Origin of the sequence: Paenibacillus sp. BSR1-1 (assembly GCF_030403775.1) — a bacterium.
GTDB lineage: Bacteria > Bacillota > Bacilli > Bacillales > Cytobacillaceae > Neobacillus.
In genome coordinates this window covers 541,706-566,150 of sequence record NZ_JAQMWQ010000001.1, presented here as the reverse complement: position 1 = coordinate 566,150, position 24,445 = coordinate 541,706, and the positions used below count along the sequence as shown (strand labels likewise).

Here is a 24,445-nt window from a genome sequence, read left to right as displayed (position 1 = left end):
GTATTTTAGCATCGCGTTTTTTTATTTTTTCCATGTTATACTTGAATACATAAAATTCTTTAAATATAATATATTTAGAAAATTCATTAAATGAATGAGTATTCATTCATAAAAGGGGGAGAGTTATGAATCTATCATCACAGCTTTATCAAACAGCTAAGGACTATGCGAATAAACCAGCCTATTATTTTATGGGGCAGTCCAGTACCTATGCCGAATTGGATGGTTCGATTACAAAGTTTGCATCAGGGTTAGAAAAATTAGGGGTCAAGCAAGGGGATCATATTGCTTTATTGTTGGGAAACTCTCCACATTTTGTCATCAGCTTATACGGGGCATTAAGACTAGGAGCAACGGTTATACCCGTTAATCCAATCTATACAGCGGAAGAAATTGGCTATATCTTAAATAATGGCGATGTTAAAGCAGTTGTAGCCCTTGACTTAGCGATTCCCTTGGCTGAAAAAGTGCATACTTTGCTGCCAAAAGTTGAACATTACGTCTTTTGTGAAACGAACCCAAAGGGTATGGTACAGTCAGAATTGCAAAATCTATCAGTGTTTCCAAAATTGAAATCGTTTACAGATGTATTAGCGCTCGGTGATTTAAGCTTTAAGGGTCCTGAGCTAAATGACGATGATACAGCCATTATTCTCTATACTTCAGGAACAACAGGAATACCAAAGGGAGCCATGCTGACCCATAAGAATTTATATAGCAATGCTAATGATGTTGGGGAATATTTAAAAATGAACAACGATGACCGGGTTATCACAACTCTGCCAATGTTCCATGTTTTTTGCTTAACGGTAGCCTTGAATGCACCATTATTGAACGGTGCGACACTATTGATTGCCCCAAGGTTCAGCCCTAAGGAAATTTTTAGTCTTGCAAAAGAATTTCAAGCTACTGTTTTTGCAGGCGTCCCAACTATGTATAATTTCCTTTATCAACTTCCAGAGGGGAGCCCAGGTGATTTAAAAACATTGCGTTTATGTATTTCTGGGGGTGCATCAATGCCAGTTGCCCTTTTAAAGAATTTTGAGCAGAAATTTAATGTTTTAGTTTCTGAAGGATACGGCTTATCTGAGGCATCCCCGGTAACATGCTTTAACCCACTGGATCGTCCACGGAAGCCTGGTTCGATTGGAACTACTATTGTTAATGTAGAAAACAAGGTGGTGAACGAGCTGGGTGAAGAGGTGCCTTTTGGAGAGGCTGGGGAGTTAATCGTTCGTGGTCCTAATGTAATGAAAGGCTATTATAAAATGCCAGAGGAAACGGCAGCTACAATTAAGAATGGATGGCTTTATACTGGTGATATAGCTAGAATGGATGAAGATGGCTATTTTTATATTGTCGATCGGAAAAAAGATTTAATTATTGTTGGCGGATATAATGTTTATCCGCGTGAGGTAGAGGAAGTCATCTATAATCACGAGGATGTTGTAGAAGCAGCGGTTCTCGGTGTTCCTGATCCTAATCAGGGAGAAGCCGTAAAAGCTTTTGTTGTTAGTAAAAATCCTGAGCTTACACCTGAACGATTACTTGAGTATTGTAAAGAACACTTGGCTAAATATAAAGTTCCATCATCAATTGAATTTTTAGATGAGCTTCCAAAGAATACAACTGGGAAAATATTAAGACGTGCATTAAAAACACAACTAACAGAAACGGCAGTAAAATAATATATTTTTTAAAATAAAGGCAGGCTTTTGGCTTGCCTTTTTCGAATTTTTAAAGAGGATTAAAAAGGAGTGGAAGTTATGGAGCAAATTTTAGTGAATTTAGAGAATCATATTGCCGTTGTTACGATTAATCGTGCGGAAGCACTAAATGCTTTCAATTATGAAACTTTACTTGAGCTGCAAAGAAAGGTAGAAGACATTCGTATCAATCCAGAAATCCGCGCTGTTATTTTTAGAGGAGCGGGGGAAAAAGCCTTTAGTGTGGGGGCTGATTTAAAAGAGCGAAAAAACCTTACCGATGAACAAGTAAAACGAAATTTATACAAAATTAATGAGGTTTTTAATGCTATTGATCAACTGCCGCAGCCGACTGTAGCTGCTATTAACGGCTTTGCCTTTGGCGGTGGAATGGAACTCGCCCTTGCCTGCGATTTTCGCATTGCTGCAAATGTTGCAATAATGGGATTAACGGAGACAAGTCTAGCGATTATACCTGGTGCAGGAGGAACTCAGCGCCTGCCAAGATTAATTGGTCAAGCCAAAGCGTTGGAGCTCATTTTAACCGCACGCAGGCTTACTGCTGACGAGGCGTTTAGTTATGGGTTATTGACAAAGGTTGTTGAGTGGAAACAGCTCCTCTCAGAAAGTATCGCTTTTTGTTCCGGGCTGCTAGCAAATGGGCCAGTAGCTTTACAGCAAGCGAAATTTGCAATCAAAAATGGTATGAATACTGATCTAAGCACTGGTCTGCAAATCGAGCAAAAAGCCTATGAGGTGACGCTTCCAACTGAAGATCGGATAGAAGCTTTGCAGGCCTTCGCTGAGAAAAGAAAACCAGTATTTAAAGGCAAATAAACATGGCAGCCTGCCATGTTTTTTTATGTTTATTAATTTCTAAAAATTTGCTAAAATTTATTCTTAATTGTGTGTTTGAAACAAGGGGGGAATAAAGTTGGCAGATTTGGCATTAGGCAAGGAATCATCAGATTTTAAAAAAGGGCTTCAAGCAGGAATCAGTATCGGGATTGGCTATTTTCCGATTGCACTGACTTTTGGTCTCCTCGCAAAAACTTCGGGGCTATCAATTTATGAAACAGTATTAATGAGTCTTATTGTGTTTGCCGGCGCATCTCAATATATTTCATTAAGTTTAATTGCCTATGGGACGGGGATTTTCGAGATTATCTTAACGACTTTCATCGTAAACATTCGCCATTTTTTAATGAGTACATCTTTAAATGAAAAATGTGAAGAAGACCAATTAATTAGTAAGTTAATCTATTCTTTCGGCATAACAGATGAAACTTTTTCTGTCGTCGCTACTAAAGAGGGCACTGCATCGACAGGCTTTCTGTTTGGGGTTATATCCGTTTCCTATACGAGCTGGGTTGTTTTTTCTGGAGTAGGTCATTTAATTGGAGCAAATCTTCCTCAAACCTTGCAAGATAGTATGGCTGTGGCTTTGTATGCGATGTTTATAGGTCTTTTGGTTCCTTCGATGAAAAATAATGTTAAAGTTATTGTTCTGGCGGTTTTTGGGGCCATTTTTAATTCCATTTTTACTATTGGACACATCATGGCGCAAGGGTGGTCTATTGTGACGGCAACCCTTTTATCTGCCATCCTTATTGAGTCAGCAGAAGTCATCAAAGCTAAATACAGAGGTGCTGGACATGAGAAGTGAAATCGTTTGGATGATTGTTGGAATGGGATTGGTTACCTATATTCCCCGCATGCTGCCCTTTGTTCTCTTTAAGGGGAAAGAGCTTCCCCCTTTTATTCAAGGCGTATTAAAAAATGTACCCTATGCAACACTCGGTGCATTAATTTTCCCTGCGATTATTTTTATTCAAAAAGATGATATTTGGTATGGTATTTTAGGGGCTGCTGCCGCATTTATTGCCGCATTTTTAGGAGCTAATGTCATTGTTGTTGTGCTTGGTTCTATAGCCGTTCTTGCTCTATATTCTTATTTATTGTAGCCAGTAATTTGCTGGCTTTTTTTTATGTCCAGTTCTAAATCATCGATTTTTTACTACACTATGTATAGAGAGGTTGTACACAAAGGGGGACAAAATCATGGTCAGAAAAATGGGGTTCTATGCGGTTTTGGCCTTTTGCCTATATGGGTTGTTTTTTTATTGGTATTTATTCTATCTTGCCGACCCAAAGCTGCCATTTGAATATCAAGGAACTAAAGCGGATCCTGCAACTTTTTTAAATGGCAGAGAGCTTATGTTGAGTGAAGAGTATTCAAAAATAAGAAATTTATTATTTTTCCTTTCAACGCCTTTTGAGTGGCTTTTCTATTTTCTAATTTTACTATTTGGTTTTTCCAGGGTCTTTAAGCGGTGGGCAGAAAGCTCTGCAAAGTATAAATTCTTGCAAACTCCCATCTATTTGATTTGGTTATCATTTTTTGCCTTCCTGGCCACTTTACCTTTGAATTATATAAGTTATTCTTTATCTAAAACCTATCATATTTCTACCCAGACCTTCCCGTCATGGATGAAGGATGAGCTAATTGACTTTTGGCTTAATTACGGAACATGGTTGATTATTGTACCGGTCTTATACTGGCTGATGAAAAAAAGCCAAAAGCGCTGGTGGCTATACGGCTGGCTGTTATCCATACCTTTTACTTTATTTATGATGTTCTTGCAGCCGGTTGTCATTGACCCACTCTACAATGACTTTTATCCATTAAAAAATAAAGAATTAGAGACGAAAATATTAGCACTCGCTGAAAAGGCTCATATTCCTGCCCAACATGTTTTTGAAGTGAATATGGCGGATAAAACGAATTCATTAAATGCTTATGTTACCGGGATTGGTTCAAACGCCAGGATTGTTCTCTGGGATACGACCTTGAATAAGCTGACAGACGACCAAATCTTATTTATCATGGCACATGAAATGTGTCATTATGTTGAAAAGCATATTTATTGGGGGATAGCAGGGTACTTATTAATTTCACTATTGGGTTTATATCTGACGTATAGATTTATGAATTGGACAGTTAAACGCTGGGGAAAAGAATTGAAAATCTCAGATGTTAGAGATATAAGGTCTCTCCCGTTATTTTTTATGATCATATCCATGCTGCTATTTGCGGCAAGTCCGCTGACAAATTTGGCTTCACGGTATCAGGAAACAAGGGCAGATCGGTATGCTATTGAGATGACCAAAAACCCTGAAGCTGCCATTACTTCATTTCAGGAATTGACCCGATCTGGTTTAAGCCAGGTAAAACCTCCGCTATTAGTGAAAATTTTTAGATATACCCATCCTTCCATGCTTGACCGGATTTCAATGTTGGAAGAATATCAAATAAAGAATGGAAAGTAACAATGTATATGCAGGCTGATGACTAACACTTTGTCATCAGCCTATTTATGTAAATATAGGCAAATAAATAGATATTTTCATTAGACAAGCCTTGTCCTCCTTTCATCTAATATAGAAACGGAATGAAAGGGGGTGCTATGGTGAATAATTCACCAGATATTGTGGTCATTATTTGGGAAAGAAACTCAAGTAACAGTAGAGCCCCTCGGAGAATTGTACAAGCTACTGTTATTGGCAGTGCGAATCCATGTCGGGATCTTTTAGACCGAAATGATCGTTTTTCACGTGCTCAAAGATGCTTATTAGAAAACGGCTTTGAGAGAGAATTCCAAGAGGTATTTGGAAACTTCGGGGTTTCCGTATTTGTTCGTAGTTCCTAATTGCAATACAATCAAAAAAGTGCCAGCCTGTCACGTTTAGCTGAAAGGCTGGCACTTTTTATTAATCCGAAGGCTCAAGTTCCAAATCGTTTGTTAATTTCTTTAAGCTGTCCTGATAGATGAAGAAATGACTTTTTGTCCCGATGGTCAATGGCATAGTCGATTTTTCGTAATAATTTTTCCTTTTCAACTGTTAGCTGGATTTCTGATAGGAGCATATCAATGTATAAATCCTGGACAAAATTTTCCTTCAGTCGATTTCGTTTCATGGCACCAAGTTTCATTAGTTCCGTGTATGATTTTTCACTCATGAAAATCACCTCTGATGCTTTTTTTAATTATATGGGTTTTTTTGAATAATATCATTAAATTATTTTAATTTTCAGAAACATTTTTACTTGACAGATAAAATGTGAATAATTAATAACAATTCAGAAAAGTGGAGGAATTGGAAAAATAAAAGTGGTAAGATATGGTTGAATTAGGAGTATGAAAAGGAGTTGAATGGATTGAAAGAGCAGCAAATTGAAGAATATGAGATTAGTTCATGCACCATGTTTTTGAAGCCTGTCGTTTATGGAAGTAAAATTTATTCCCAGATTTATGAAGTGGAGGATTGTTTCCTGTCTCCGTTTAAACCATTAGATATTATAAAAAATAGCTGTGATTACTTTGGTGTCGATTATGAAAGCCGGAAAAGGGGAACGCGAAAATTAACTGGTTATAATCGCAAAAACCCAATTGCCATTGAACCGACTAATCACATTTTCTTTTTTCCAACTGCATCACCTAGCATTCCTGAATGTATTTGGCTCTCACAGGCGCATATTAAGGACTACCGTCGTTCAGGGGCAAACCAAACGCTGATTACTTTCCATAATAAACAATCTTATCTTTTTCCGGTTTCATGCTCTACAATTGAAACTCAATTATTAAGAACAGCATTATTAAAATCAACCATTTTACAAAGAATTGAACTTAAGGGAAGAAAGTTAACTTACTTGCTGCACGTTCCCAAGACGTTACAAGCCTCAGAAAGTACCCATGAATATGCTGGTAAATTCTCGAAGGGTGAAGAGTAAACCGGCTAATTATTATCCTTTAACGGGACAGGTGTTTTTTTAATAAATATAGCTCCATTAATTCTTGAACTTTATTGCGAATTCTAGGATTAAAGTAATTATGGTTTTCTTCATATCCTTTATAAATAAACATGAACATTGTAAAGGCATCGTCCCGTTTTGTTTCAATTACCTGAAGATTGTTCTTTTTCATATATTGTTTTACCTCCGAGAGTTCCCTCTGGATTTCCTTCATTGTCTCCTCAATTAAATCCAAATAAGGTTTTTTTAATTTGAAGGGGCTTTTATCCACAACTTCTAAGTCCCGATTTAAGACGATTAAAACCATCGGTAAATAGATGGCTTTTTCCATGATGTCGCGATCATTCTCTGGAATCCTGGTCATTTACCACCACACCTTTCTACCTAAGAAAAGAACAAGTGTTCTTATTTTATTTTACCTAAAAGTGTCATTAAAAGCAATACTGCATTCCTTTTTAGAAAACTCGCTTAAAAGCGAGCTTTTTTATTGCAAATTTTCTCATTTTCGTGAGAAAGTTTTTATTAATAGAAGGATATCCGATAGGGGAAAATGAATTAAAGAAGAAACCTTGAAAAAGAAAATAAGGCTATAGATAGATGAACGGAAAATACATGGACGAGATAGGTGATTACATTGAGGTCTGAAAAACATCAAAAAAAGAAAAAGAGAAGATGGACGTCCATTTTGCTTGTATTCTTATTACTAATTGGCGGTGTGGCAGGATATGCTTATTATCAATTTAAGCAAGGAGTTAATCAATCTTTAAAAAAGATAAATAAAGACCAGAAGGAATCGAAGGTTGTTTATACATTTGAAGGCAAGAAGGATCAGTATGGCGACACCAATATTTTATTGCTTGGAAGTGATGCACGAGGAAAAGAAAAAGCCAGAGCCGATACGATTATGATTGCTCATTATAACGAAGATAAAGGCACCTTCAAGCTTACTTCGATTATGCGTGACAGTTATGTGGAGATTCCGGACCATGGAAAACATAAAATAAATTCTGCCTTTGCCCGTGGAGGTCCAGAATTAATGAGACAAACCATCAAACAAAATTTTGATATTGACTTGCAATATTATGCGATTGTTGATTTTCAGGGCTTTGTGCAGCTTATCGATGAAGCTTTCCCAAATGGAGTAGAAATTGATGTTGAGAAAAAAATGGAAAAGAATATTTACATGACCCTAGAGCCCGGTCTGCAACGATTAAATGGCACACAGATGCTGGGGTATGTTCGTTTTCGACATGATGCCATGGGGGATTTTGGGCGAGTAGAGCGGCAGCAAAAGGCAGTAAAAGCGATTAGAGACCAATTAAGTGGATTTCAAACCATTACAAAACTCCCAAAACTAGTTGGAGTCGTTGCCCCGTACGTTAATACAAATATGAAAACTTCTGACATGATTTTTATGGCTAAAGATTTCTTTTCTGATAAAAGAGGAAATGTTGAAACATTAAGGATACCTGTTGAAAATAGCTTTACGGAACCACGTATAGAAGGAGAGGGAGCGGTATTAGATATTGATGTCGAAAAAAATAAAGAAGCGCTTCACCAATTTATTACAAAATAAGCATCTAAAATAATGGAAATAGAATAAGGAGAAACGGATGGATTTCGAAACGATTAGAGCATGGTTTACAATTGAGAATTTGATGAATCTTATCCAGGAATATCGGGCCCTTGGTCCCATTCCTGTCATATTGCTTATTGTTATCGAAGCCTTTTTGCCGTTTCTCCCGTTATTTTTGTTTGTAATGGCTAATGCCAGTGCATTTGGACTTTGGCTGGGGTTTCTATATTCCTGGCTGGGTGCCTGCATTGGTGCGTTATTGGTATTTTCTTTAATCCGACGAAATGGACAAAAAAGGCTATTATCTTTTTTGCCTAATCACCCGAAAGTTCGAAAATTAATGGACTGGGTTGACAGGCATGGCTTCGGTCCTCTCTTCATATTATTATGTTTTCCCTTTACACCATCGGCAGTGGTGAATATTGTCGCCGGACTTTCGAAAATCAGCGTTGCTCAATATATGCTTGCGGTATGTATTGGAAAACTAGTGATGATTTTCACTCTAAGCTTTGTGGGTTATGACATTCATTCCTTGATAACACAGCCGTATCGAACGGTTATTGTATTAATTGTTATTTTCATTCTGTGGTATATAGGTAAACGAATCGAAATTAGATTGAATAAACCTTTAGAAAATGTTCATACTGGAGAAATAGATAGAATGAAAGAACAGGAGAAACGGAGGAGGAATGTCAGTGAAGATTGAATGGAGACAAGAAGGAATGGAATGGGTGAAGGCTTTTGCCATTGGTATCATCATTTTTGCTTTTATTCGAACCTTTTTCTTTTCAAATTATGTAGTCGAAGGCGAGTCAATGATGCCGACTCTTCAGGACGGAAATAAGCTGGTGGTGAACAAACTTGGATACCAAGTCGGAGAATTGCATCGTTTTGACGTAATAGTTTTTCACGCAAATGAAAAAGAAGATTTTGTGAAACGAATTATTGGATTACCTGGCGATAAAATTGAATACCGTGATGATACCTTGTACATTAACGGGCATAAGTATGAGGAGCCATTTTTGAATGTGTATAAACAAAAGTCACCTGGTGTGAAAATAACAGGCGATTTCAGTTTAAAAGAAATTACTGGTGTAGAATCCGTGCCTAACGGAAAGTTATTTGTACTCGGGGATAACCGATTAGGCAGCTGGGACAGTCGGCATTTTGGTTTTATTAATGCCCGACAAGTAGTCGGTAAAGTGGATCTGCGCTACTGGCCATTAAATGAAATGGACGTGCATTTTTAAAAATTGTATGATACAGAAAAACACGATTGCGAGATCGTGTTTTTTTATTACCAATTTTGGTATGAATCTGTCTGCGGCAATCCAAACGTTTGTACTCATATTATGATAGAATGGAAGATACAGAGTTTTCGAAGGGATAGGGAAGGAGAGGTTAATGCATGTCATTAAGAATGGTAATTGGGCGATCGGGAAGCGGAAAAACGACGATGTTTTTTGACGAAATTCATAATCAACTATTGGAAGACCCGAAAGGAAATCCCATTATTTATATTGCCCCAGAACAGATGACCTTTTTGTCTGAATACCGTTTGGCTGTAAATCCAGAGATTCGTGGAATGATTCGGGCTCAGGTTTTCAGTTTTTCCCGATTGGCATGGCGCATACTCCAAGAAACCGGTGGAATAAGCCGTGTTCATCTAAGCACTGTTGGGATGAATATGCTGATCCGGAAAATAATTGATGATCAAAAGGATCAATTAAAATTGTTCCACCGTGCTGCCGATAAGAGTGGCTTTGTTCAGCAGCTGGAACAAATGATTACAGAATTTAAGCGTTATTGTATTCGGCCAGAAGAACTTATTCAAGATTCACTAAAGTTCGGAGAATCCTCCAAAGCCCTGCAGGATAAATTGAATGATTTAGAGCTTATTTATCAAAAATTTGAGGACGAGGTTTTTGGAAAGTACATTGATTCGGAAGATTATTTTCGACTTCTTGCTGAGAAAGTCCAAGCCTCAGATTATCTTAAAGAGGCTGAGATCTATATAGATGGCTTTTATAACTTTTCGCCACAGGAATACCAGGTTATTCAGGAATTAATGAAGCATTGTAAACGCGTATCAGTCGCCTTGACAACCGATCGGATATTGTTCGATTCTGTGCCGGATGAATTGGAATTGTTCCGTTTAACTAGTGATGCCTGCTTTTCCATTAATGAAATAGCAAAAGCCAGCGGAATTGAGATCGAAAGACCAATATTCCTAAAGGAACAAAAAAAATGGCAAACGAAGTCATTAGCTCATTTAGAGGAGAAATTTGATGTCCGCCCAGCGGAAACTTTTCATGGGGAAACAACGATTACGATTTTTCAGGCAGTAAATCGCCGTGCTGAAATAGAGGGGATTGCAAGAGAAATTCGCCAATTAGTTCGAACTAAGGGGTACCGCTTTAGAGATATCGCGGTATTGATAAGAAATGGTGCGGATTATCATGAAACGGTTGAACCCGTTTTCGCTGATTATCAGATTCCTTATTTTATCGACCAGAAAAGGACGATGCTAAACCACCCTCTGATTGAACTCATCCGTTCAAGTCTTGAAGTCATTAATTCTTTTTGGCGCTACGAGTCTGTTTTCAGGGTAATAAAAACCGAATTAATTTACCCTTTGCAGGATAATCCAGCAAAAATGCGAGAGAAGCTTGATAAATTGGAAAACTATGTTTTAGCATATGGAATAAACGGCAGTAAGTGGGCGAAAAAGGATCGATGGAGTTATCGGCGAATAAGAGCTTTTGAATTGGAAACAAATGTTCAAACAGATGCAGAAAAAGAAATGGAGCAGGAATTAAATGAGTTAAAACTTATGATAACTGCTCCAATACTGCGCCTTACCCGCCGTTTGAAAAAAGCAGATACAGGAAGAAAGCTTTGTGAGGCGGTTTATTTATTCTTAGAGGAGTTAGATATTCCTGCTAAGCTGGAAAACTGGAAAATAGCAGCTGAAGAGCAAGGAAATTTAGTTAGAGCAAGAGAACACGAACAGGTGTGGAATTCTGTAATTGATTTGCTTGATCAATACGTTGAAATATTGGGAGAAGAGCCTGTTTCTTTAAAAACGTTTGCTGCCATTTTAGAAACGGGTTTTGAATCGATGCATTTTTCCCTAATTCCGCCTGCACTCGACCAAGTAATAATTGGAGATTTGGAGAAATCACGCCTGACTGAAATCAAGGTGGTTTTTGTAGTGGGCGTTAATGAAGGCATCTTGCCTGGCAAAATTTCTGGTGATGGAATTTTAGCAGACGAGGATAGAGAAATGCTATTTAATGCAGGCATTAAGGTGGCTCCTAGCAGCCGGACACGCCTGCTAGATGAGAACTTCTTGGCCTATAAAGCTTTTACAGCACCCTCTGAAATCCTATACGTTAGTTATCCCTTGGCAAATGATGAAGGAAAAGCTTTGATTCCCTCTTCATATATAAAAAGAATAAAAGATATGTTTCCAGACGTCCGAGAGGATTTCTATGTTACAGACCCTGCTGAATTAATGGATGAGGGGCAATTAGGCTTTGTATCGAATGTAACAACTGCCTTATCCTATCTTAATTCCCAGCTGCAATTAAACAAACGTCAGTATCCGATTTCTGATTTATGGTGGGATGTTTATAACTTTTACATGAAGAGCAAGTGGAAGGGACAGGCTTTTAAAGTATTCTCAAGTCTTTTTTACACAAATCAGACTGTGAAACTTTCGAAAGAAGTAGCCGATGAACTATATGGTGAAGCAATTCAGGCAAGTGTTTCCAGAATGGAACTTTATAATGGCTGTGCTTTCTCACATTTCGCCCAGCATGGACTAAAACTTCGTGAACGGCAGGTATTTCGTTTAGAGGCACCAGACATTGGGGAATTATTTCATGCTGCATTAAAGCAGATTGCCGATATCGTCAATGAACAAAATTTAACATGGGCGCAGTTAACGCGTCAGCAATGTGAGGAACTTTCAAAAGAAGCAGTTAAGACATTGGCACCTAAGCTTCAAAATGAAATCCTTCTCAGCTCGGAGCGCCATCTTTATATCAAGCGAAAATTGGAGCAAATTATTACTCGTGCTTCTCTTGTTTTAAGCGAGCATGCAAAAGTGAGTGGATTCTCGCCAATCGGTTTGGAATTAGCTTTTGGTCCGAATGGCAAGCTGCCACCTTTGTCCTTCACTTTGAAAAATGGAAAAAAGATGGAGTTAGCAGGGAGGATTGACCGGATTGACCAAGCGAAAGGTGAAGATGACCAGGTATTTTTACGAGTGATTGATTACAAATCCAGCGAAAAGGATGTCAATTTAACGGAAGTGTATTATGGTCTTGCCCTGCAAATGTTAACCTATCTTGATATTGTTATGACGCATTCAAAAGAGTTGGTAGAGATGCAAGCAAGTCCCGCTGGTGTTCTATATTTTCATGTTCATAATCCATTCATTAATACTACCAAAATGCTGACAATTGATGAAATTGAAAATCAAATCATGAAAAAATTTAAAATGAATGGGTTAATGCTGAGTGATCAAAATGTGATCCGCATGATGGACCAATCCCTTGAATCCGGCGATTCGCAAATAATTGCTGCTGGCATTAAGAAGGACGGCAATTTGTCCAAAAAATCTAAGGTTGCCAGCTTAAATGAATTCAGCAATCTCAAAAACCATATCCGTAAGTTATATGAAAATACAGGAAATGCCATTATCGATGGAGAGATTGGCATTACACCATACAAACTGAAGGATAAAACACCTTGTACATTTTGCGTCTATAAATCAGTTTGTCAATTCGATGAATCGATTGAAAACAATCAATTCAGGATTCTAACACCATATTCGAAGGAAGAGGTATTGGGATTAATACGGAAGGAGGTTGATTCAAATGAGTAATTTTGTAATACCGCCAAAGCCGGAAAACGTGACATGGACTGATGACCAGTGGAAAGCGATAATGGCGAGAGATAAAGATATTCTTGTCGCCGCAGCGGCAGGGTCAGGAAAAACTGCTGTTTTGGTCGAGAGAATCATTCGAAAAATTCTTTCGGAGGATAATCCAATTGATGTTGATGAGTTATTAGTCGTTACATTTACCAATGCTTCGGCAGCTGAGATGCGACACCGGATTGGAGAAGCATTAGAAAGAGCACTCGATGCAGATCCAAGCTCCCGCCACTTAAGAAAACAGCTTAGTTTGCTGAATAAAGCATCCATTTCAACACTTCATTCTTTTTGCATGGAGGTAATCCGGAAATATTATTATTTAATCGATGTTGACCCAGGATTTAGAATCGCGGATGAAACTGAGGCGCAATTAATCAGGGATGAAGTAATGGACGAGTTATTTGAAGAAGAATATGGGAAAGGGGAGAATGAAGTATTTTTTAAATTGGTCGATTCATTCACGAATGATCGGAGTGATTCGGCATTAATGGATATTGTTCGGTCCATTTATGATTTTGCCCGGTCCAATCCCCTCCCTGATGAATATTTACATGGGATTGTTTCTATGTATGACGTAGGCGGGATTACCAATATAGAAGAACTTCCTTTTACCCATGCGCTCCTTTTTGATATTGAATTACAGTTAGATGCAGCCAAGGAAATGATTAAAAAGGGATTGGAACTAACAAAGCTGCCAGGAGGTCCTTCCCCGAGGGCGGAAAATTTTATTGATGATTTACAGGTCATTGATACGCTTATTTTAGCTAAACAAGATTCATGGGCTGTTCTGTATCAGGCAATGCAGAACTGGTCATTTTCTACTGCCAAAAGGCTAAAAAAAGGCGAATATGATGAAAGTATGATAGAAAAGGCACAAAAGCTAAGGGAAAAGGCAAAGAAGAAAATTCAAGATATTAAAGAAGAGCTCTTTTCCCGGAGGCCGGAAAGTTTTTTCCGTGATATGGAGGAAATGCTGCCTCTAATTGAAACACTTGTCCATCTCGTTAAAGAATTTTCCGTGCGGTTTGAAAAAGCAAAAAAAGTGAAAGGTCTTGTGGATTATGCGGATTTAGAGCATTATTGCCTAGATATTTTAACTGGTCATATCTCGACAGAAGGAGTATTTTTCCCCTCTGAAGCAGCCCTCGCTTTTAGAAATCATTTTAAAGAAGTCTATTGTGACGAATATCAGGACACGAATATGGTGCAGGAAACGATTTTAAAGCTAGTAGCAAAGCCGGATGAGGTGAACGGAAACCTATTTATGGTCGGGGATGTTAAACAATCGATTTATCGGTTTCGCTTAGCCGAACCAAATTTGTTTTTAGGAAAGTATAATCGCTTCCGGCTTGATGGAGAAGGGGCAGGTCTTAGAATCGATTTAGCCCAGAATTTCCGCAGCCGAAAAGAGGTCCTCGATGCCACCAATTATTTATTTAAACAAATTATGGGTGTTAAGGTCGGGGAAATTGCTTATGACGAAGCTGCAGAATTGAAAAATGGTGCACCGTATCCCGAGGAAGATACCTATCCCGTAGAAGTTATGTTGATTGACCAAACAGCAGAAACAGCCGAATCGACTTCAGACAGCGAAGTTGAGTCCAATGATGTGGCGCCTGAATTTGATCAGGCAGATCTTGAACAGTCGCAACTGGAAGCGAGAGTAATCGCTGCCAAAATAAAGGAATTAGTTGCAGAAGGAGCACCAGTTTATAATACAAAAACAAAATCGGAACGGCCTATAATGTATCGGGATATTGTCATTCTCCTCCGTTCCATGACGTGGGCACCGCAAATTATGGAGGAATTCAAGCAACAAGGAATTCCGATTTATGCCAATTTATCTACTGGCTATTTTGAAGCTACCGAAGTGGCAATAATGCTTTCGCTGCTCAGGGTTATTGATAATCCTTACCAGGACATTCCTTTAGCGTCGGTACTGCGTTCGCCGATCGTTGGTATAAATGAAGAAGAGTTATCAAAGATTCGTATTCATCAGAAAAGGGGATCTTTTTGGGAAGCTGTTTCTGCTTTTTGCCGGAGTAGGGAAACTGAAAGTAATGAAGCTTTTTATGAAAAGGTACGCCTGTTTTATGACTCCTTAAAAGTTTGGCGGGAATTAGCACGTCAAGGCTCGCTTTCCGAATTAATCTGGCAGCTTTATCGGGACACACAGTTTTATGATTTTGTCGGAGGCCTCCCAGGTGGAAAACAAAGGCAGGCGAATTTGCGGGCCTTTTATGATAGGGCGCGGGGTTATGAACAAACCTCTTTTCGCGGATTGTTCCGCTTTTTACGATTCGTAGAACGAATGATGGAAAGAGGAGATGACCTCGGTGCAGCAAGAGCACTTGGGGAGCAGGAAGATGTTGTGAGGATCATGACGATTCATAGCAGTAAGGGATTGGAATTTCCGATTGTTTTTATGGCTGGTATGGCGAGAAACTTTAATATGATGGATATTCGAAAACCATATATGCTTGATAAGGAATTTGGATTTGCCGCAAAGTATGTCAATTCTGAAAAAAGAATTTCCTATCCGTCCCTGCCGCAAATTGCGTTTAAGCGAAAAAAGAAAATGGAAATGCTTGCAGAAGAAATGCGGGTGTTATATGTGGCCATGACAAGGGCGAAGGAAAAGCTTTACATGACAGCCACATTAAAGGAAGCGATAAAAAAGATTGAGCAATGGATAGACATGTCCACGAATCAAGAATGGCTGTTAAAGGATTATGAGCGCGCCAGCAGCACGAGTTATATTGACTGGATAGGACCGGCACTCATCCGTCATCAGAACAGTAAGATGTTAACCCCTGCTGCTGACGCAAATGGGTTTATTCCGGAGGAAATTACACAACATCCCTCCTGTTGGAAAATTTCCATTATGTCTGCAGAAGAAATAAAAAAACAGGAAGTAAATTTAGAAATAGAAGAGGACCATTACTTAGAATTGGTTCAAAAGGGAAATGTCGTTCCGGTTACATCAGCTTATTCAGAAGAAATTAATTCGAGACTGTCGTGGGAATATTTATACCCAAATGCGTCATCTCATCGCGCTAAGCAAACCGTCTCTGAAATGAAACGCCAGCGGGAGATAGCTGATGAGCAAAGTGGTACAGAACTTGTTCGCAGGATTAAAAAGCCCATTTTAAGACGGCCTAAATTTATGCAGGAAAAGTCAATAAGCCCTGCAGAGCGTGGTACTGCCATGCACATGGTGATGCAGCACGTGGATTTGACAAAGCCAATTACGAATGAGTCCGTTCTCAAGCAGCTAGGCGGGATGGTTCAGAATGAATTACTAACGGAGGAGCAAGCGGGAATTATCGACACCAATTTGATTTGTCAATTTTTTAATACAGAATTGGGGCAAAAATACTTTTCTGCTAAGTCTATTTATAGAGAAATTCCGTTTACACTTACACTGCCAGCAAATGAAGTTTATCCAGATTGGAAGGACGAGAATGAATCTGTTTTTGTTCAAGGGATTATTGACTGCATTCTTGAAGATGAGAATGGACTAATCTTAATCGACTATAAATCTGATGGAATTAATGACAGATATAAGGGCGGGTTTACCCAGGCAAGACCAATTCTTGAAAAGAGATACAGTCTTCAAATTGATATTTATTCAAAAGCTATCGAACAAATTTGGAGAAGAAAGGTTTCGCAAAGATATTTATTTTTCTTCGACGGGGCTCATATTTTGAAACTTGAATAATACAAAAATGACATAGACCAATGTAATGGTTTATGTCATTTTTAATTATTCCCCGCTATAGGCTGATCAATTAAATTAGTATCAAGAACATTGGTTCCGCTTAAACCGTTATTTGTTACAATTAATCCACCAGTATTAAATGCCCCTGAACCTGCATTAGTTTTTGAGGCGCTTTTTGGAGATATATAAACAGTATCCCCGAATTGAACAATTCCCCCGCCTACATTTACAATTTGTACTGGACCAATAATGGCTGGCATAAAAAACATCCTTTTTGGTTTTACTCCGTTAATATGATTCTACTGGTAACCTATTCGTTTATCGTTGTCCCTGTTCGTTTATTTTTCACTCTGCTTCTTCCGATCTAGGAAGAGGAAGGAGTTGTCTAATATGCTTAACTCGTGCCTCCATGGATACATGCTTACTGTTTCCAACGTGAAGAAGAGAAGAAGAAGATACGCCGATAATATCGATTGCGTTAACTTTAATTTTAGGACTTTGATTGTGAGTAAAAAAAGTAACAGCTTCAGTAATTGGCTGGAAAGGAATGGGCTCAGAAAATACTCGATAGGGGGAGAGATCTCCTTCATTCCCATAATCAATTTCTGCTTCCCTTTGAACTGCTAAAGCTCGTGACAATCCATTCACAATGCATGAATCCCCCAATTGAAAAATGGAGGCAAAAGAAAAAATCTCAACGTTTATTCTGTCCACACAAGAAGTCCGTTCAAACATAATTATCTCCCTTCCGGTGCTAAAGGAACAAACGGTCCAATGATTAACGATTCTGCAGGGGTGTCGAATGTAGACGCAAGCTGTATTGTTTCAGTATCGCCTACGAAGACTAATGAGGAACTCGCTACCCCAATAATGCGGATACTTCCTACACAGAGTTCCCTATTATAGACTTCAAAGTTCATTCTTTCCCATTCCTTTCACATGTTCTGGCAAATTGTTTAAAAATAAATGTACTCCATTTTGGATTTCCTGCTTTAACGTTTCAATGATGAGCTCCTCAAAATTGGTATGTTCTGAAGAATTGTTCCTAGTTTTATGTGTGTTTAAATGGTATTCAATTCTATTGGGAAGCTGTTTGATGATATCTTGTTTAATAAAGGATAAATACGATTCATTCGGCTGCAGGCCTAATTCTTTCTCTGTATTTTCTACTAAGAGTGGTAAATCTGTTTCTAAAAATCTATAAATTGCTTCTTCAATTTTCATTGATCGTTGCATTTGAGCTTTTGGGGCGATGGGAGTGGTTAATGATTGATTTTGTACCGCAAAGTCTTCGACATCGGATAAATCGGATGGATTTAGGCCAATGTTTAAGGTTCCTTCAAGAGTTTCGACCTTCAATTGATCAAATTTATATTCGATTTTGTCGACGTGTATAGCCTTCCTTTCATTTAATTGCTTTATTTCTTCTTTCATCTTTTTTAGAGAAGACTCCAGCGCCGCAATTCTTTGTTCTTGAGCTTGAATAGTCATTTGTAGCCATTGAAGGTATTGGTTAAAATCCTGATACATTCAATCACCTCACAATTTTCCTGTCGTTCGTACCGGCGCCTGTAAAGGGACGGCAGGGGCACTCATGGAGGTTGAAGGAAGCTGCCCAACCTTCTTTGCAGTGGGTGCAGGCCCTGTAAATCCTCCAGTATTGTAAAGATGTGCCGCCGGTTTTATGATTCCAGCGCTGCCAATTTGAAAGACAGAGGAATTGGATATTCCACTAATTCTAATAAAATGAATCTGAATGGACTGCTGGATATAAAAATTCATTGTAAACCACCCATTCATTAAGCATTAAGAGCGATTCCTTGATCGAAGACATCAGAGTCAGCTGTGTTGGTTGAGCTAATATTGTTATTAAGATGTAAGCTCTCCCCGGTATTGAAGGACCCTGCTCCGGAAAAGGTTTTGGCGGTGGAAAGAGGCATAATCTTATAAACGTCGCCAATATGGAAAACAGAGCTGCTTCCAAGTGTTATGACCTGTGCAACTCCAACAATTGCTGGCATGTTCAACACCCTTTTTTTATTAATATCTTTACATTCTATGATTGGGCGAGTGTAATGTGATTCATTAGCCCAAATAAAGTTTTTTATTGAAAAACATTAAAATGAGTCAAAATGACTATTGTTTAAGAGTGCAAATGATAGATTAGTAGGATATTCTGTGAAGTAAAATCGTACTATGATAATAGTGAGAACAGTCGATAACAAATTTACTGATTCTCGATAAAGGCAAAACTGATGAAAATCAGTGACGCAAAGCTAAAGGGGCTAAAGTGCATTAGCACAATGCCAGCCAGTTACCGAAAGAGGAGGGTCGACTGAATGGGACTATTAAAGCGCATTCAAGAAAAAAATAATCAAACAGGCGGGGGATTGAAAAAAGTATCATCTTCCGGTGGAAGTTTATCATCTACACCAAAACTTAAGATGATAACACCTTTCCATGCATTTGGGCCGATTAAATCACTTCTTTTGGATACTGATGTTACAGAAGTTTTGGTGAATGGACCAAACGAAGTGTACTGTGAGCGGAAAGGTAAAATATTATTAACATCCACTCAATTCCGAAATAACGAGCATTTAATAAGCGTAATAAAAAAAATTGGAACCACTTTTGGAAGAAAAATTGACGAAAATTCACCGATGATTGATTTTATGCTGCCAGATGAAGGGCAGGTTAGAGCCATGATTCCACCACTTGTATCATACGGCCCAATGATAACGATCACCAAAAATTCAAAAAAATTTTCTGACATGAATTAGTAACAATATCATATTAATTATCTATTTTAAAACATACTTTTTTCGATTTTTGGAACTCCCTATGGTATGATAGTTTCGGAATAAACGAAATAAACATACATAAGGAGGCAATTCGATGATTCACGCTCATATTACTTCATGGTTTTTAGCGCTAATATTATTTTTTGTGGCTCTTTCCTTACATAAAAGAGGAAAAGCAAAAGGTGCTAAAATCGTTCAAATGATCTTAAGGGTGCTGTACTTACTCATTATAGCAACAGGAATTGGGCTTCTAGCCAAATTAAACGGGATTGGAAATATTACACCAATGTATTGGTTAAAAGCAGTCGTTGGTCTTTGGATAATTGGTTTATTTGAAATGATTCTTGGCAGAGTTGCTAACCAAAGGAGAGTTTCTGCATTTTGGATTCAGTTTGTGGTGGCATTTCTGCTAGTATTATATTTAGGGTTTGTCGAATTGCCTATGTCATTTTTGAATCCATGAAATTTGTAGAAGGAAAGGCTGTCTGTTAAAGATAGCCTTTTTGTTTGCGCTTTTTTTAAGATAACCCTAGTGACAAGTTAGTTATTTACTTTTAATATTGAAATATATAGAGGGGAGAGGGTTTTGTGCTTGTAAAGGTGTTTGCTAATCTCCGGCAAATTTGCGGCGGAGTTACTGTAGAAGTTCAGCCAGATGGCGAACGGGTAATTGATGTTCTTGATAAAATGGTTGAAATGTTTCCTGATTTACAAAATGAAATTTTTTCAAGTGAGAAAGCGCTGCTTCCTTTTGTTCATGTGTATGTAAATGGAAGGAATATTATCCATCTAGATGATCTTCAAACTAAAGTAAATGAAACGGATCAATTTGCTCTTTTTCCGCCTGTTGCAGGAGGTTAAAATGCCAAATCGGGATTTAGAGTTTCGTGGGATTAGCAAGGAACATCTCGGAATGTATTTTGAAGAACTCGGGGCAAGACAGATAACTTACTCATTCCCGTTTATTTATTCTGCAGATAGCTGGGAAGGGCAGGTTTTATCGGAAAGGGAGATTTTTTTTACCCAAGTATTTAAGGTCAATGCTATCAAAATTCGCATTAGTGCTAATGATGAGAGAGAGCTGGATGATCTTATTAAAAAATATCGATATAAAACCACCAGAGCAGGCGGGTGAAAAAGGCTTCTGCAATAACTCGCAGAAGCCTTTTCATTATTAAACCGTTTGTTTTATTTCAGGATCAATAATCCCTAGTTCACGAAGCTTCTCATTTGTGGCTATGCCATCTTTCCAGCCGCGAACCTGGTAATATTCTTCTAGCATGATATCCATACGGCTTACATGACCTGCGCTGTTTCCTGATGCAGGTTCTTCAGTGAATCGTTTTGGAAGAAAGTCGTCTTCGCGTTTATCGAAGCCTGCAAGATTATTATAGTAGCGCTCAAGATTGTAAATTCTTTCTCCAGCCTTCATGACGCCCTCAGCTGTCATCGGGATACCGGTCATGGCACTATATTGTTCTGCGTAGTGTTCAGCACTTTCAGAGAAAGACGAGAACTTGCAAATGTTCATAGAGTCAGAGAAGGCAAGCATGTCTTGGAATATTTTTAATAATTCGCCTTTGCCTTCGGGCTTTAACCGGTCAGTTGGTTCAGGAATACCGGCGATTTCACTCGCGACAGTATAGCCGCGCAAGTGACAGGCACCACGGTTGCTGGTTGCATAGCCCAGACCAATTCCTTGAATACCACGTGGATCATAAGCAGGAATAGACTGACCTTTAACGGACATAGATAATTCAGGGGAGCCCCAGAGAGCAGTTGCACGCGCTGGGCCTTCAGCTAAAATACCGCCAAAGCCTTCACGATGGGCAATTTTTCTTGTTAATTCAATCATGGAATCAGCATCGCCCCAAATCAGTTCTTCTGATATAATGCCTTTTTCATAGGCTTCCATGGTTACAGAAAAAGCATGACCAAGTTCGATTGTATCTAGACCATACTCATTACAGCGATCAATTAGATAGGAAATCGCTTCAGCATTGCTTAAGAGGCAGTTTGAACCAAGGGACCAGGCAGATTCGAATTCAACGCTTTCTACTCGAGTTTTATATTTTCCATCCTTTACCTCTACTTCGATTTTACAACCTACAGGGCAGGCGTGGCAGGTATTGTTTGCCACCCGCAAATGGGTGTTTACGAATTCACCGCTGTGTTTTTCTGCTTCATCCCAATGTGTGAATTGTGAGTTTTTCGTTGGAAGGGCACCGACCTCATTGATGAGATTGGTCAATACATTTGTTCCATAAACAGATAAACCGCCCTTATTTGGAGCTGTTAGTCCGCCATCAAGGATCGCTTTTACCGCTTTTTTATTAGCTTCTTTGTAATCGCTTTCTAATTTTGCTGCTGGCATGTTTCCTTTTTGAGCTGCTTTAATAACAATCGCTTTTAACTTTTTATAGCCGGCAACTGCAGCAGTGCCGCCACGGCCTGCAGCACGATCATGCTCATTAATAAAGGATGCAAATCGAACAGTATTTTCACCGGCTTGACCAATCGTCATGACGCTAAGGTCTTCCTCACCGTATTGGTCCTTCATTGCCTTAATAAAGGCTCTTGTGCTTGTTCCCCAAAGATTTGAAGCATCCCGGAGTTCAGCCTGCCCATTTTCAATGTAAAGGTAAACTGGCTTATCGCTTTTTCCAGTGAAGATAATATTATCGACACCTGCCCACTTTAACCTTGCAGCCGTCCAGCCGCCGATGTGAGAATCAGTCACAGTACCTGTAAGTGGAGATTTTGTAACCACACAAAGTCGTCCACTCATAGAAGAACGCGATCCCGTAACAGGGCCGGTCATAATACATAGAGCGTTTTCAGCAGATAATGGTTCTACTTCGGGACCATTATCTAATACATATTTGACACCGAGTCCACGGCCGCCTATGTATTTTTTTGCATCTTCTTCATTAATCGTTCTGTAATTAACAGTGCCGTTTGTTAAATCCACAACTACTTCTTTGTTTTTAAAACCGCCAAGATTCAAATTGTTCCCCTCTTTTCTATTTTGTGATTTTATACTAATCTCTAATTATATTAGAAAAAAATCTGAGAAGTTCTTCCAATATTTATTATAACTTTTAAAAAGAAAAATTAAAATTAAAATATTTAGATAATTCGATTAGTGAGGAGAAGATTTTCATGAGCGATTTTGAACGTTATTCAAGACAGATTCTCTTTCAGCCCATTGGTGAAGAGGGGCAGCGTAAATTGCTAAAAAGCAGAGTAGCCATTGTTGGCGTCGGAGCACTTGGAACCGTGATTGCCAACCAGCTTACTCGCTCTGGGGTTGGCTATATTAAGTTAATAGATAGGGATTTAGTTGAACTATCAAATTTACAGAGGCAGATTCTTTTTGAGGAAAAGGATGCAATATTACATTTACCCAAAGTGATTGCGGCAAAGAACAAGCTAAAAGCCATTAATTCCGGTGTTACAATTGAACCGGTGATTGCCGATGTAAACCTCGAAAACGCGGAGGATTTATTAAAGGATGTCAATGTGATTGTTGATGGTACGGATAATTTTATGACGCGTTTTTTAATTAATGATGCAGCTGTTAAACACGGTATCCCCTGGGTTCATGGTGCAGCGGTCAGTTCAAGGGGGATGTTTGCAGCAATTATTCCGGGTAAAACACCTTGCTATCGCTGCCTCTTTCCACATGTTCCAACTGGAACGGGGGAAACCTGTGATACGATTGGGGTTCTTTCACCGCTTACAAGTATTATCGGTTCTTTTCAGGCAATGGAAGCGATAAAAATAATCGTTGAGGCAGAGACTAGCCCGAACCTGGAACAATTGGATATATGGTCAAATGAGTTTTTGCAGATGGATATAACAAAAGGAAGAAATCCAGATTGCCCAGCTTGTGGTAAACGGGAGTTTGAGTTTTTAGATCGGTCATCTAGGCAGCAAATAGTCTATACAACGCTTTGCGGTCGAGATACAGTGCAAATATACTTTCGTGATAAAAGAGAAATTGATTTAAAAAAATTAGGAGCAAGTTTAAAGAAAAGCGGCAAAGTACTAGCTAATGACTTTCTGCTCCGATTTTCCCCTGATGACCAAATTTCCATGGTTATTTTCAAGGATGGGCGCGTATTAGTCCATGGAACAAATGATAGTGAAAAAGCAAAATTGCTTTATGTTAGATTTATTGGAAACTAAAAAGGCTGGGATCATCCCTGCCTTTTCGTTTTATGAAATCATTTTCTCGATAATAAGTCTTTTTCCGGTATTTAAAGTGAATTCGAAGCGGTCGTTGACCTTTTCGTAGTAGAAAAAATGATGCTGAACATTGCAAATTTGCTCCTGATTATCAAAAACCATAAAATTTACGCCGTCTTTCCGGTGTTCATCCGATAAAAATGAGAGATGATTGTAGCAATAAATACAATCGTAAATGGAAAAGTTTAATGAGTTTAATGTGGTAACAAATTGGAAGAAGGCGTCATCATTAACCCCTTCTAATAGCCTTTCGAGGGAGTAGACTAAATGCTTCCGGATTCTCACCAAGTCATGGTCCCGAAGCATGGTCGCTTCTTTTCCGATTCGAATTTTCCCAGACTCATACAAAATCCCTTTTTTCCATCGATTCATCCGGAAAACTTCAATTTCCTGCTGTAGATAATCCTCCAGCATAGCTGCTTCTTCCGTCTCCTCATCAAAAAATATCCACTGATCATTAATTTGTTCCACTGTTCCCTCGGTATAGGCTCTTTGTTGAATATCGTATAGATTCATTCGTTGTTGTCGATTCATTATTAACCTCCGTACCAGATGCTTACATCATCCTTTTTAGACATCTTCCTGAAATTTTATAACAAGGTAATTTTTTTAATTAAGTATTAGTATTTAAA

Annotated in this window: 27 protein-coding genes and 1 riboswitch; of the genes, 17 read left to right on the top strand and 10 right to left on the bottom strand. The window is 38.6% G+C overall.

The window, feature by feature from the left end:
* Positions 1 to 125 precede the first annotated feature (125 nt).
* From PH210_RS02855 to PH210_RS02830, 6 genes are all read left to right on the top strand, one after another.
* Complete coding sequence (locus PH210_RS02855; protein ID WP_289982844.1) at positions 126 to 1,688, top strand: fatty acid--CoA ligase family protein; 1,563 nt, start codon at positions 126 to 128, stop codon at positions 1,686 to 1,688.
* A 78-nt stretch (positions 1,689 to 1,766) separates the two neighbouring features.
* Entirely contained in the window at positions 1,767 to 2,543 is a 777-nt protein-coding gene (locus PH210_RS02850) for an enoyl-CoA hydratase-related protein (protein ID WP_289982843.1), read from the top strand.
* A gap of 97 nt (positions 2,544 to 2,640) precedes the next feature.
* Positions 2,641 to 3,372, top strand: a complete 732-nt coding sequence (locus tag PH210_RS02845) for an AzlC family ABC transporter permease (protein WP_289982842.1) — start codon at positions 2,641 to 2,643, stop codon at positions 3,370 to 3,372.
* The gene (locus PH210_RS02840; protein ID WP_289982841.1) at positions 3,362 to 3,670 is read left to right on the top strand and encodes an AzlD domain-containing protein; all 309 of its coding nucleotides are present in this window, start codon (positions 3,362 to 3,364) and stop codon (positions 3,668 to 3,670) included. The genes PH210_RS02845 and PH210_RS02840 overlap by 11 nt, the downstream gene beginning before the upstream one ends.
* 97 nt (positions 3,671 to 3,767) lie before the next feature.
* Positions 3,768 to 5,036, top strand: coding sequence for a M48 family metallopeptidase (locus PH210_RS02835; protein WP_289982840.1), 1,269 nt, complete (start codon positions 3,768 to 3,770; stop codon positions 5,034 to 5,036).
* 137 nt (positions 5,037 to 5,173) lie between these two features.
* A complete protein-coding gene (locus tag PH210_RS02830; protein ID WP_483312073.1) occupies positions 5,174 to 5,416 on the top strand; it encodes a hypothetical protein in 243 nt (80 codons plus the stop codon).
* A 74-nt stretch (positions 5,417 to 5,490) separates the two neighbouring features.
* Here the strand turns inward: PH210_RS02830 and PH210_RS02825 are convergent, their stop codons facing one another.
* Positions 5,491 to 5,727, bottom strand: a complete 237-nt coding sequence (locus tag PH210_RS02825) for an IDEAL domain-containing protein (protein ID WP_223592908.1) — start codon at positions 5,725 to 5,727, stop codon at positions 5,491 to 5,493.
* 198 nt (positions 5,728 to 5,925) lie between these two features.
* Here PH210_RS02825 and PH210_RS02820 point away from each other — a divergent pair, with 198 nt between their 5' ends.
* Positions 5,926 to 6,498 carry a competence protein ComK gene (locus PH210_RS02820; RefSeq protein WP_289982838.1) on the top strand — a complete coding sequence of 191 codons (573 nt, stop codon included), beginning with the start codon at positions 5,926 to 5,928 and terminating at the stop codon, positions 6,496 to 6,498.
* 19 nt (positions 6,499 to 6,517) lie between these two features.
* Here PH210_RS02820 and PH210_RS02815 read toward each other — a convergent pair whose 3' ends face one another.
* Positions 6,518 to 6,883 carry a YhjD family protein gene (locus PH210_RS02815; protein WP_223592905.1) on the bottom strand — a complete coding sequence of 122 codons (366 nt, stop codon included), beginning with the start codon at positions 6,881 to 6,883 and terminating at the stop codon, positions 6,518 to 6,520.
* A 270-nt stretch (positions 6,884 to 7,153) separates the two neighbouring features.
* On the opposite strand from PH210_RS02815, the gene PH210_RS02810 reads away from it, so the two are divergent.
* The 5 genes from PH210_RS02810 (at position 7,154) to addA (ending at position 16,761) form a co-directional block, all read left to right on the top strand.
* Positions 7,154 to 8,095 carry an LCP family protein gene (locus tag PH210_RS02810; RefSeq protein WP_289982837.1) on the top strand — a complete coding sequence of 314 codons (942 nt, stop codon included), beginning with the start codon at positions 7,154 to 7,156 and terminating at the stop codon, positions 8,093 to 8,095.
* A gap of 37 nt (positions 8,096 to 8,132) precedes the next feature.
* Complete coding sequence (locus tag PH210_RS02805) at positions 8,133 to 8,801, top strand: TVP38/TMEM64 family protein (RefSeq protein WP_289982836.1); 669 nt, start codon at positions 8,133 to 8,135, stop codon at positions 8,799 to 8,801.
* Positions 8,791 to 9,345, top strand: coding sequence for a signal peptidase I (lepB, locus tag PH210_RS02800; protein ID WP_289982835.1), 555 nt, complete (start codon positions 8,791 to 8,793; stop codon positions 9,343 to 9,345). Before PH210_RS02805 ends, lepB begins: the two co-directional genes overlap by 11 nt.
* Before the next feature lie 158 nt (positions 9,346 to 9,503).
* Positions 9,504 to 12,989, top strand: a complete 3,486-nt coding sequence (gene addB, locus PH210_RS02795) for a helicase-exonuclease AddAB subunit AddB (protein WP_289982834.1) — start codon at positions 9,504 to 9,506, stop codon at positions 12,987 to 12,989.
* Entirely contained in the window at positions 12,982 to 16,761 is a 3,780-nt protein-coding gene (addA, locus tag PH210_RS02790; protein ID WP_289982832.1) for a helicase-exonuclease AddAB subunit AddA, read from the top strand. The genes addB and addA overlap by 8 nt, the downstream gene beginning before the upstream one ends.
* A gap of 41 nt (positions 16,762 to 16,802) precedes the next feature.
* Here addA and PH210_RS02785 read toward each other — a convergent pair whose 3' ends face one another.
* From PH210_RS02785 to PH210_RS02760, 6 genes are all read right to left on the bottom strand, one after another.
* Positions 16,803 to 17,021 carry a spore germination protein gene (locus tag PH210_RS02785; RefSeq protein ID WP_289982831.1) on the bottom strand — a complete coding sequence of 73 codons (219 nt, stop codon included), beginning with the start codon at positions 17,019 to 17,021 and terminating at the stop codon, positions 16,803 to 16,805.
* Positions 17,022 to 17,106: 85 nt separating this feature from the next.
* Entirely contained in the window at positions 17,107 to 17,496 is a 390-nt protein-coding gene (locus PH210_RS02780; RefSeq protein WP_289982829.1) for a spore germination protein GerPE, read from the bottom strand.
* A 2-nt stretch (positions 17,497 to 17,498) separates the two neighbouring features.
* Positions 17,499 to 17,681: a spore germination protein GerPD gene (locus PH210_RS02775; RefSeq protein WP_289982827.1), complete on the bottom strand. Its 183-nt coding sequence runs from the start codon at positions 17,679 to 17,681 to the stop codon at positions 17,499 to 17,501.
* On the bottom strand, positions 17,671 to 18,291 hold the full coding sequence (gene gerPC / locus PH210_RS02770; protein WP_289982826.1) for a spore germination protein GerPC: 621 nt from the start codon (positions 18,289 to 18,291) through the stop codon (positions 17,671 to 17,673). Before gerPC ends, PH210_RS02775 begins: the two co-directional genes overlap by 11 nt.
* A 9-nt stretch (positions 18,292 to 18,300) precedes the next feature.
* On the bottom strand, positions 18,301 to 18,543 hold the full coding sequence (locus PH210_RS02765) for a spore germination protein GerPB (protein WP_289982825.1): 243 nt from the start codon (positions 18,541 to 18,543) through the stop codon (positions 18,301 to 18,303).
* A 17-nt stretch (positions 18,544 to 18,560) separates the two neighbouring features.
* Complete coding sequence (locus PH210_RS02760; RefSeq protein ID WP_289982824.1) at positions 18,561 to 18,782, bottom strand: spore germination protein; 222 nt, start codon at positions 18,780 to 18,782, stop codon at positions 18,561 to 18,563.
* Between the two features lie 214 nt (positions 18,783 to 18,996).
* Positions 18,997 to 19,083: riboswitch (cyclic di-GMP riboswitch) on the top strand.
* A 17-nt stretch (positions 19,084 to 19,100) separates the two neighbouring features.
* Between PH210_RS02760 and PH210_RS02755 the strand changes: the two genes are divergently transcribed.
* The 4 genes from PH210_RS02755 (at position 19,101) to PH210_RS02740 (ending at position 20,697) form a co-directional block, all read left to right on the top strand.
* Entirely contained in the window at positions 19,101 to 19,541 is a 441-nt protein-coding gene (locus PH210_RS02755) for an ATPase, T2SS/T4P/T4SS family (RefSeq protein WP_289982823.1), read from the top strand.
* 115 nt (positions 19,542 to 19,656) lie between these two features.
* A complete protein-coding gene (locus tag PH210_RS02750) occupies positions 19,657 to 20,025 on the top strand; it encodes a YisL family protein (protein WP_289982821.1) in 369 nt (122 codons plus the stop codon).
* Between the two features lie 125 nt (positions 20,026 to 20,150).
* Positions 20,151 to 20,423: a ubiquitin-like small modifier protein 1 gene (locus tag PH210_RS02745; protein WP_289982820.1), complete on the top strand. Its 273-nt coding sequence runs from the start codon at positions 20,151 to 20,153 to the stop codon at positions 20,421 to 20,423.
* Between the two features lies 1 nt (position 20,424).
* The gene (locus tag PH210_RS02740) at positions 20,425 to 20,697 is read left to right on the top strand and encodes a MoaD-like domain-containing protein (protein WP_289982817.1); all 273 of its coding nucleotides are present in this window, start codon (positions 20,425 to 20,427) and stop codon (positions 20,695 to 20,697) included.
* A 39-nt stretch (positions 20,698 to 20,736) separates the two neighbouring features.
* On the opposite strand, the gene PH210_RS02735 is transcribed toward PH210_RS02740, so the two are convergent.
* Positions 20,737 to 22,569, bottom strand: coding sequence for an aldehyde ferredoxin oxidoreductase family protein (locus tag PH210_RS02735; RefSeq protein ID WP_289982816.1), 1,833 nt, complete (start codon positions 22,567 to 22,569; stop codon positions 20,737 to 20,739).
* A 155-nt stretch (positions 22,570 to 22,724) separates the two neighbouring features.
* Here PH210_RS02735 and PH210_RS02730 point away from each other — a divergent pair, with 155 nt between their 5' ends.
* Positions 22,725 to 23,753, top strand: a complete 1,029-nt coding sequence (locus PH210_RS02730) for a ThiF family adenylyltransferase (protein WP_289982815.1) — start codon at positions 22,725 to 22,727, stop codon at positions 23,751 to 23,753.
* A 30-nt stretch (positions 23,754 to 23,783) separates the two neighbouring features.
* Here the strand turns inward: PH210_RS02730 and PH210_RS02725 are convergent, their stop codons facing one another.
* Positions 23,784 to 24,347: a DUF2777 domain-containing protein gene (locus tag PH210_RS02725; protein ID WP_223592879.1), complete on the bottom strand. Its 564-nt coding sequence runs from the start codon at positions 24,345 to 24,347 to the stop codon at positions 23,784 to 23,786.
* Positions 24,348 to 24,445 lie beyond the last annotated feature (98 nt).

Coding starts and splice junctions, on each gene's coding strand:
- PH210_RS02780 (WP_289982829.1), bottom strand. CDS start 17,496: ATGTTTGAACGGACTTCTTGTGTGGACAGAATAAACGTTGAGATTTTT.
- PH210_RS02775 (WP_289982827.1), bottom strand. CDS start 17,681: ATGAACTTTGAAGTCTATAATAGGGAACTCTGTGTAGGAAGTATCCGC.
- addB (WP_289982834.1), top strand. CDS start 9,504: ATGTCATTAAGAATGGTAATTGGGCGATCGGGAAGCGGAAAAACGACG.
- addA (WP_289982832.1), top strand. CDS start 12,982: ATGAGTAATTTTGTAATACCGCCAAAGCCGGAAAACGTGACATGGACT.
- PH210_RS02730 (WP_289982815.1), top strand. CDS start 22,725: ATGAGCGATTTTGAACGTTATTCAAGACAGATTCTCTTTCAGCCCATT.
- PH210_RS02765 (WP_289982825.1), bottom strand. CDS start 18,543: ATGAATTTTTATATCCAGCAGTCCATTCAGATTCATTTTATTAGAATT.
- PH210_RS02840 (WP_289982841.1), top strand. CDS start 3,362: ATGAGAAGTGAAATCGTTTGGATGATTGTTGGAATGGGATTGGTTACC.
- PH210_RS02805 (WP_289982836.1), top strand. CDS start 8,133: ATGGATTTCGAAACGATTAGAGCATGGTTTACAATTGAGAATTTGATG.
- PH210_RS02725 (WP_223592879.1), bottom strand. CDS start 24,347: ATGAATCGACAACAACGAATGAATCTATACGATATTCAACAAAGAGCC.
- PH210_RS02785 (WP_289982831.1), bottom strand. CDS start 17,021: ATGCCAGCCATTATTGGTCCAGTACAAATTGTAAATGTAGGCGGGGGA.
- PH210_RS02835 (WP_289982840.1), top strand. CDS start 3,768: ATGGTCAGAAAAATGGGGTTCTATGCGGTTTTGGCCTTTTGCCTATAT.
- gerPC (WP_289982826.1), bottom strand. CDS start 18,291: ATGTATCAGGATTTTAACCAATACCTTCAATGGCTACAAATGACTATT.
- PH210_RS02830 (WP_483312073.1), top strand. CDS start 5,174: ATGGTGAATAATTCACCAGATATTGTGGTCATTATTTGGGAAAGAAAC.
- PH210_RS02755 (WP_289982823.1), top strand. CDS start 19,101: ATGGGACTATTAAAGCGCATTCAAGAAAAAAATAATCAAACAGGCGGG.
- PH210_RS02750 (WP_289982821.1), top strand. CDS start 19,657: ATGATTCACGCTCATATTACTTCATGGTTTTTAGCGCTAATATTATTT.
- PH210_RS02855 (WP_289982844.1), top strand. CDS start 126: ATGAATCTATCATCACAGCTTTATCAAACAGCTAAGGACTATGCGAAT.
- PH210_RS02760 (WP_289982824.1), bottom strand. CDS start 18,782: ATGCCAGCAATTGTTGGAGTTGCACAGGTCATAACACTTGGAAGCAGC.
- PH210_RS02740 (WP_289982817.1), top strand. CDS start 20,425: ATGCCAAATCGGGATTTAGAGTTTCGTGGGATTAGCAAGGAACATCTC.
- PH210_RS02825 (WP_223592908.1), bottom strand. CDS start 5,727: ATGAGTGAAAAATCATACACGGAACTAATGAAACTTGGTGCCATGAAA.
- PH210_RS02815 (WP_223592905.1), bottom strand. CDS start 6,883: ATGACCAGGATTCCAGAGAATGATCGCGACATCATGGAAAAAGCCATC.
- PH210_RS02850 (WP_289982843.1), top strand. CDS start 1,767: ATGGAGCAAATTTTAGTGAATTTAGAGAATCATATTGCCGTTGTTACG.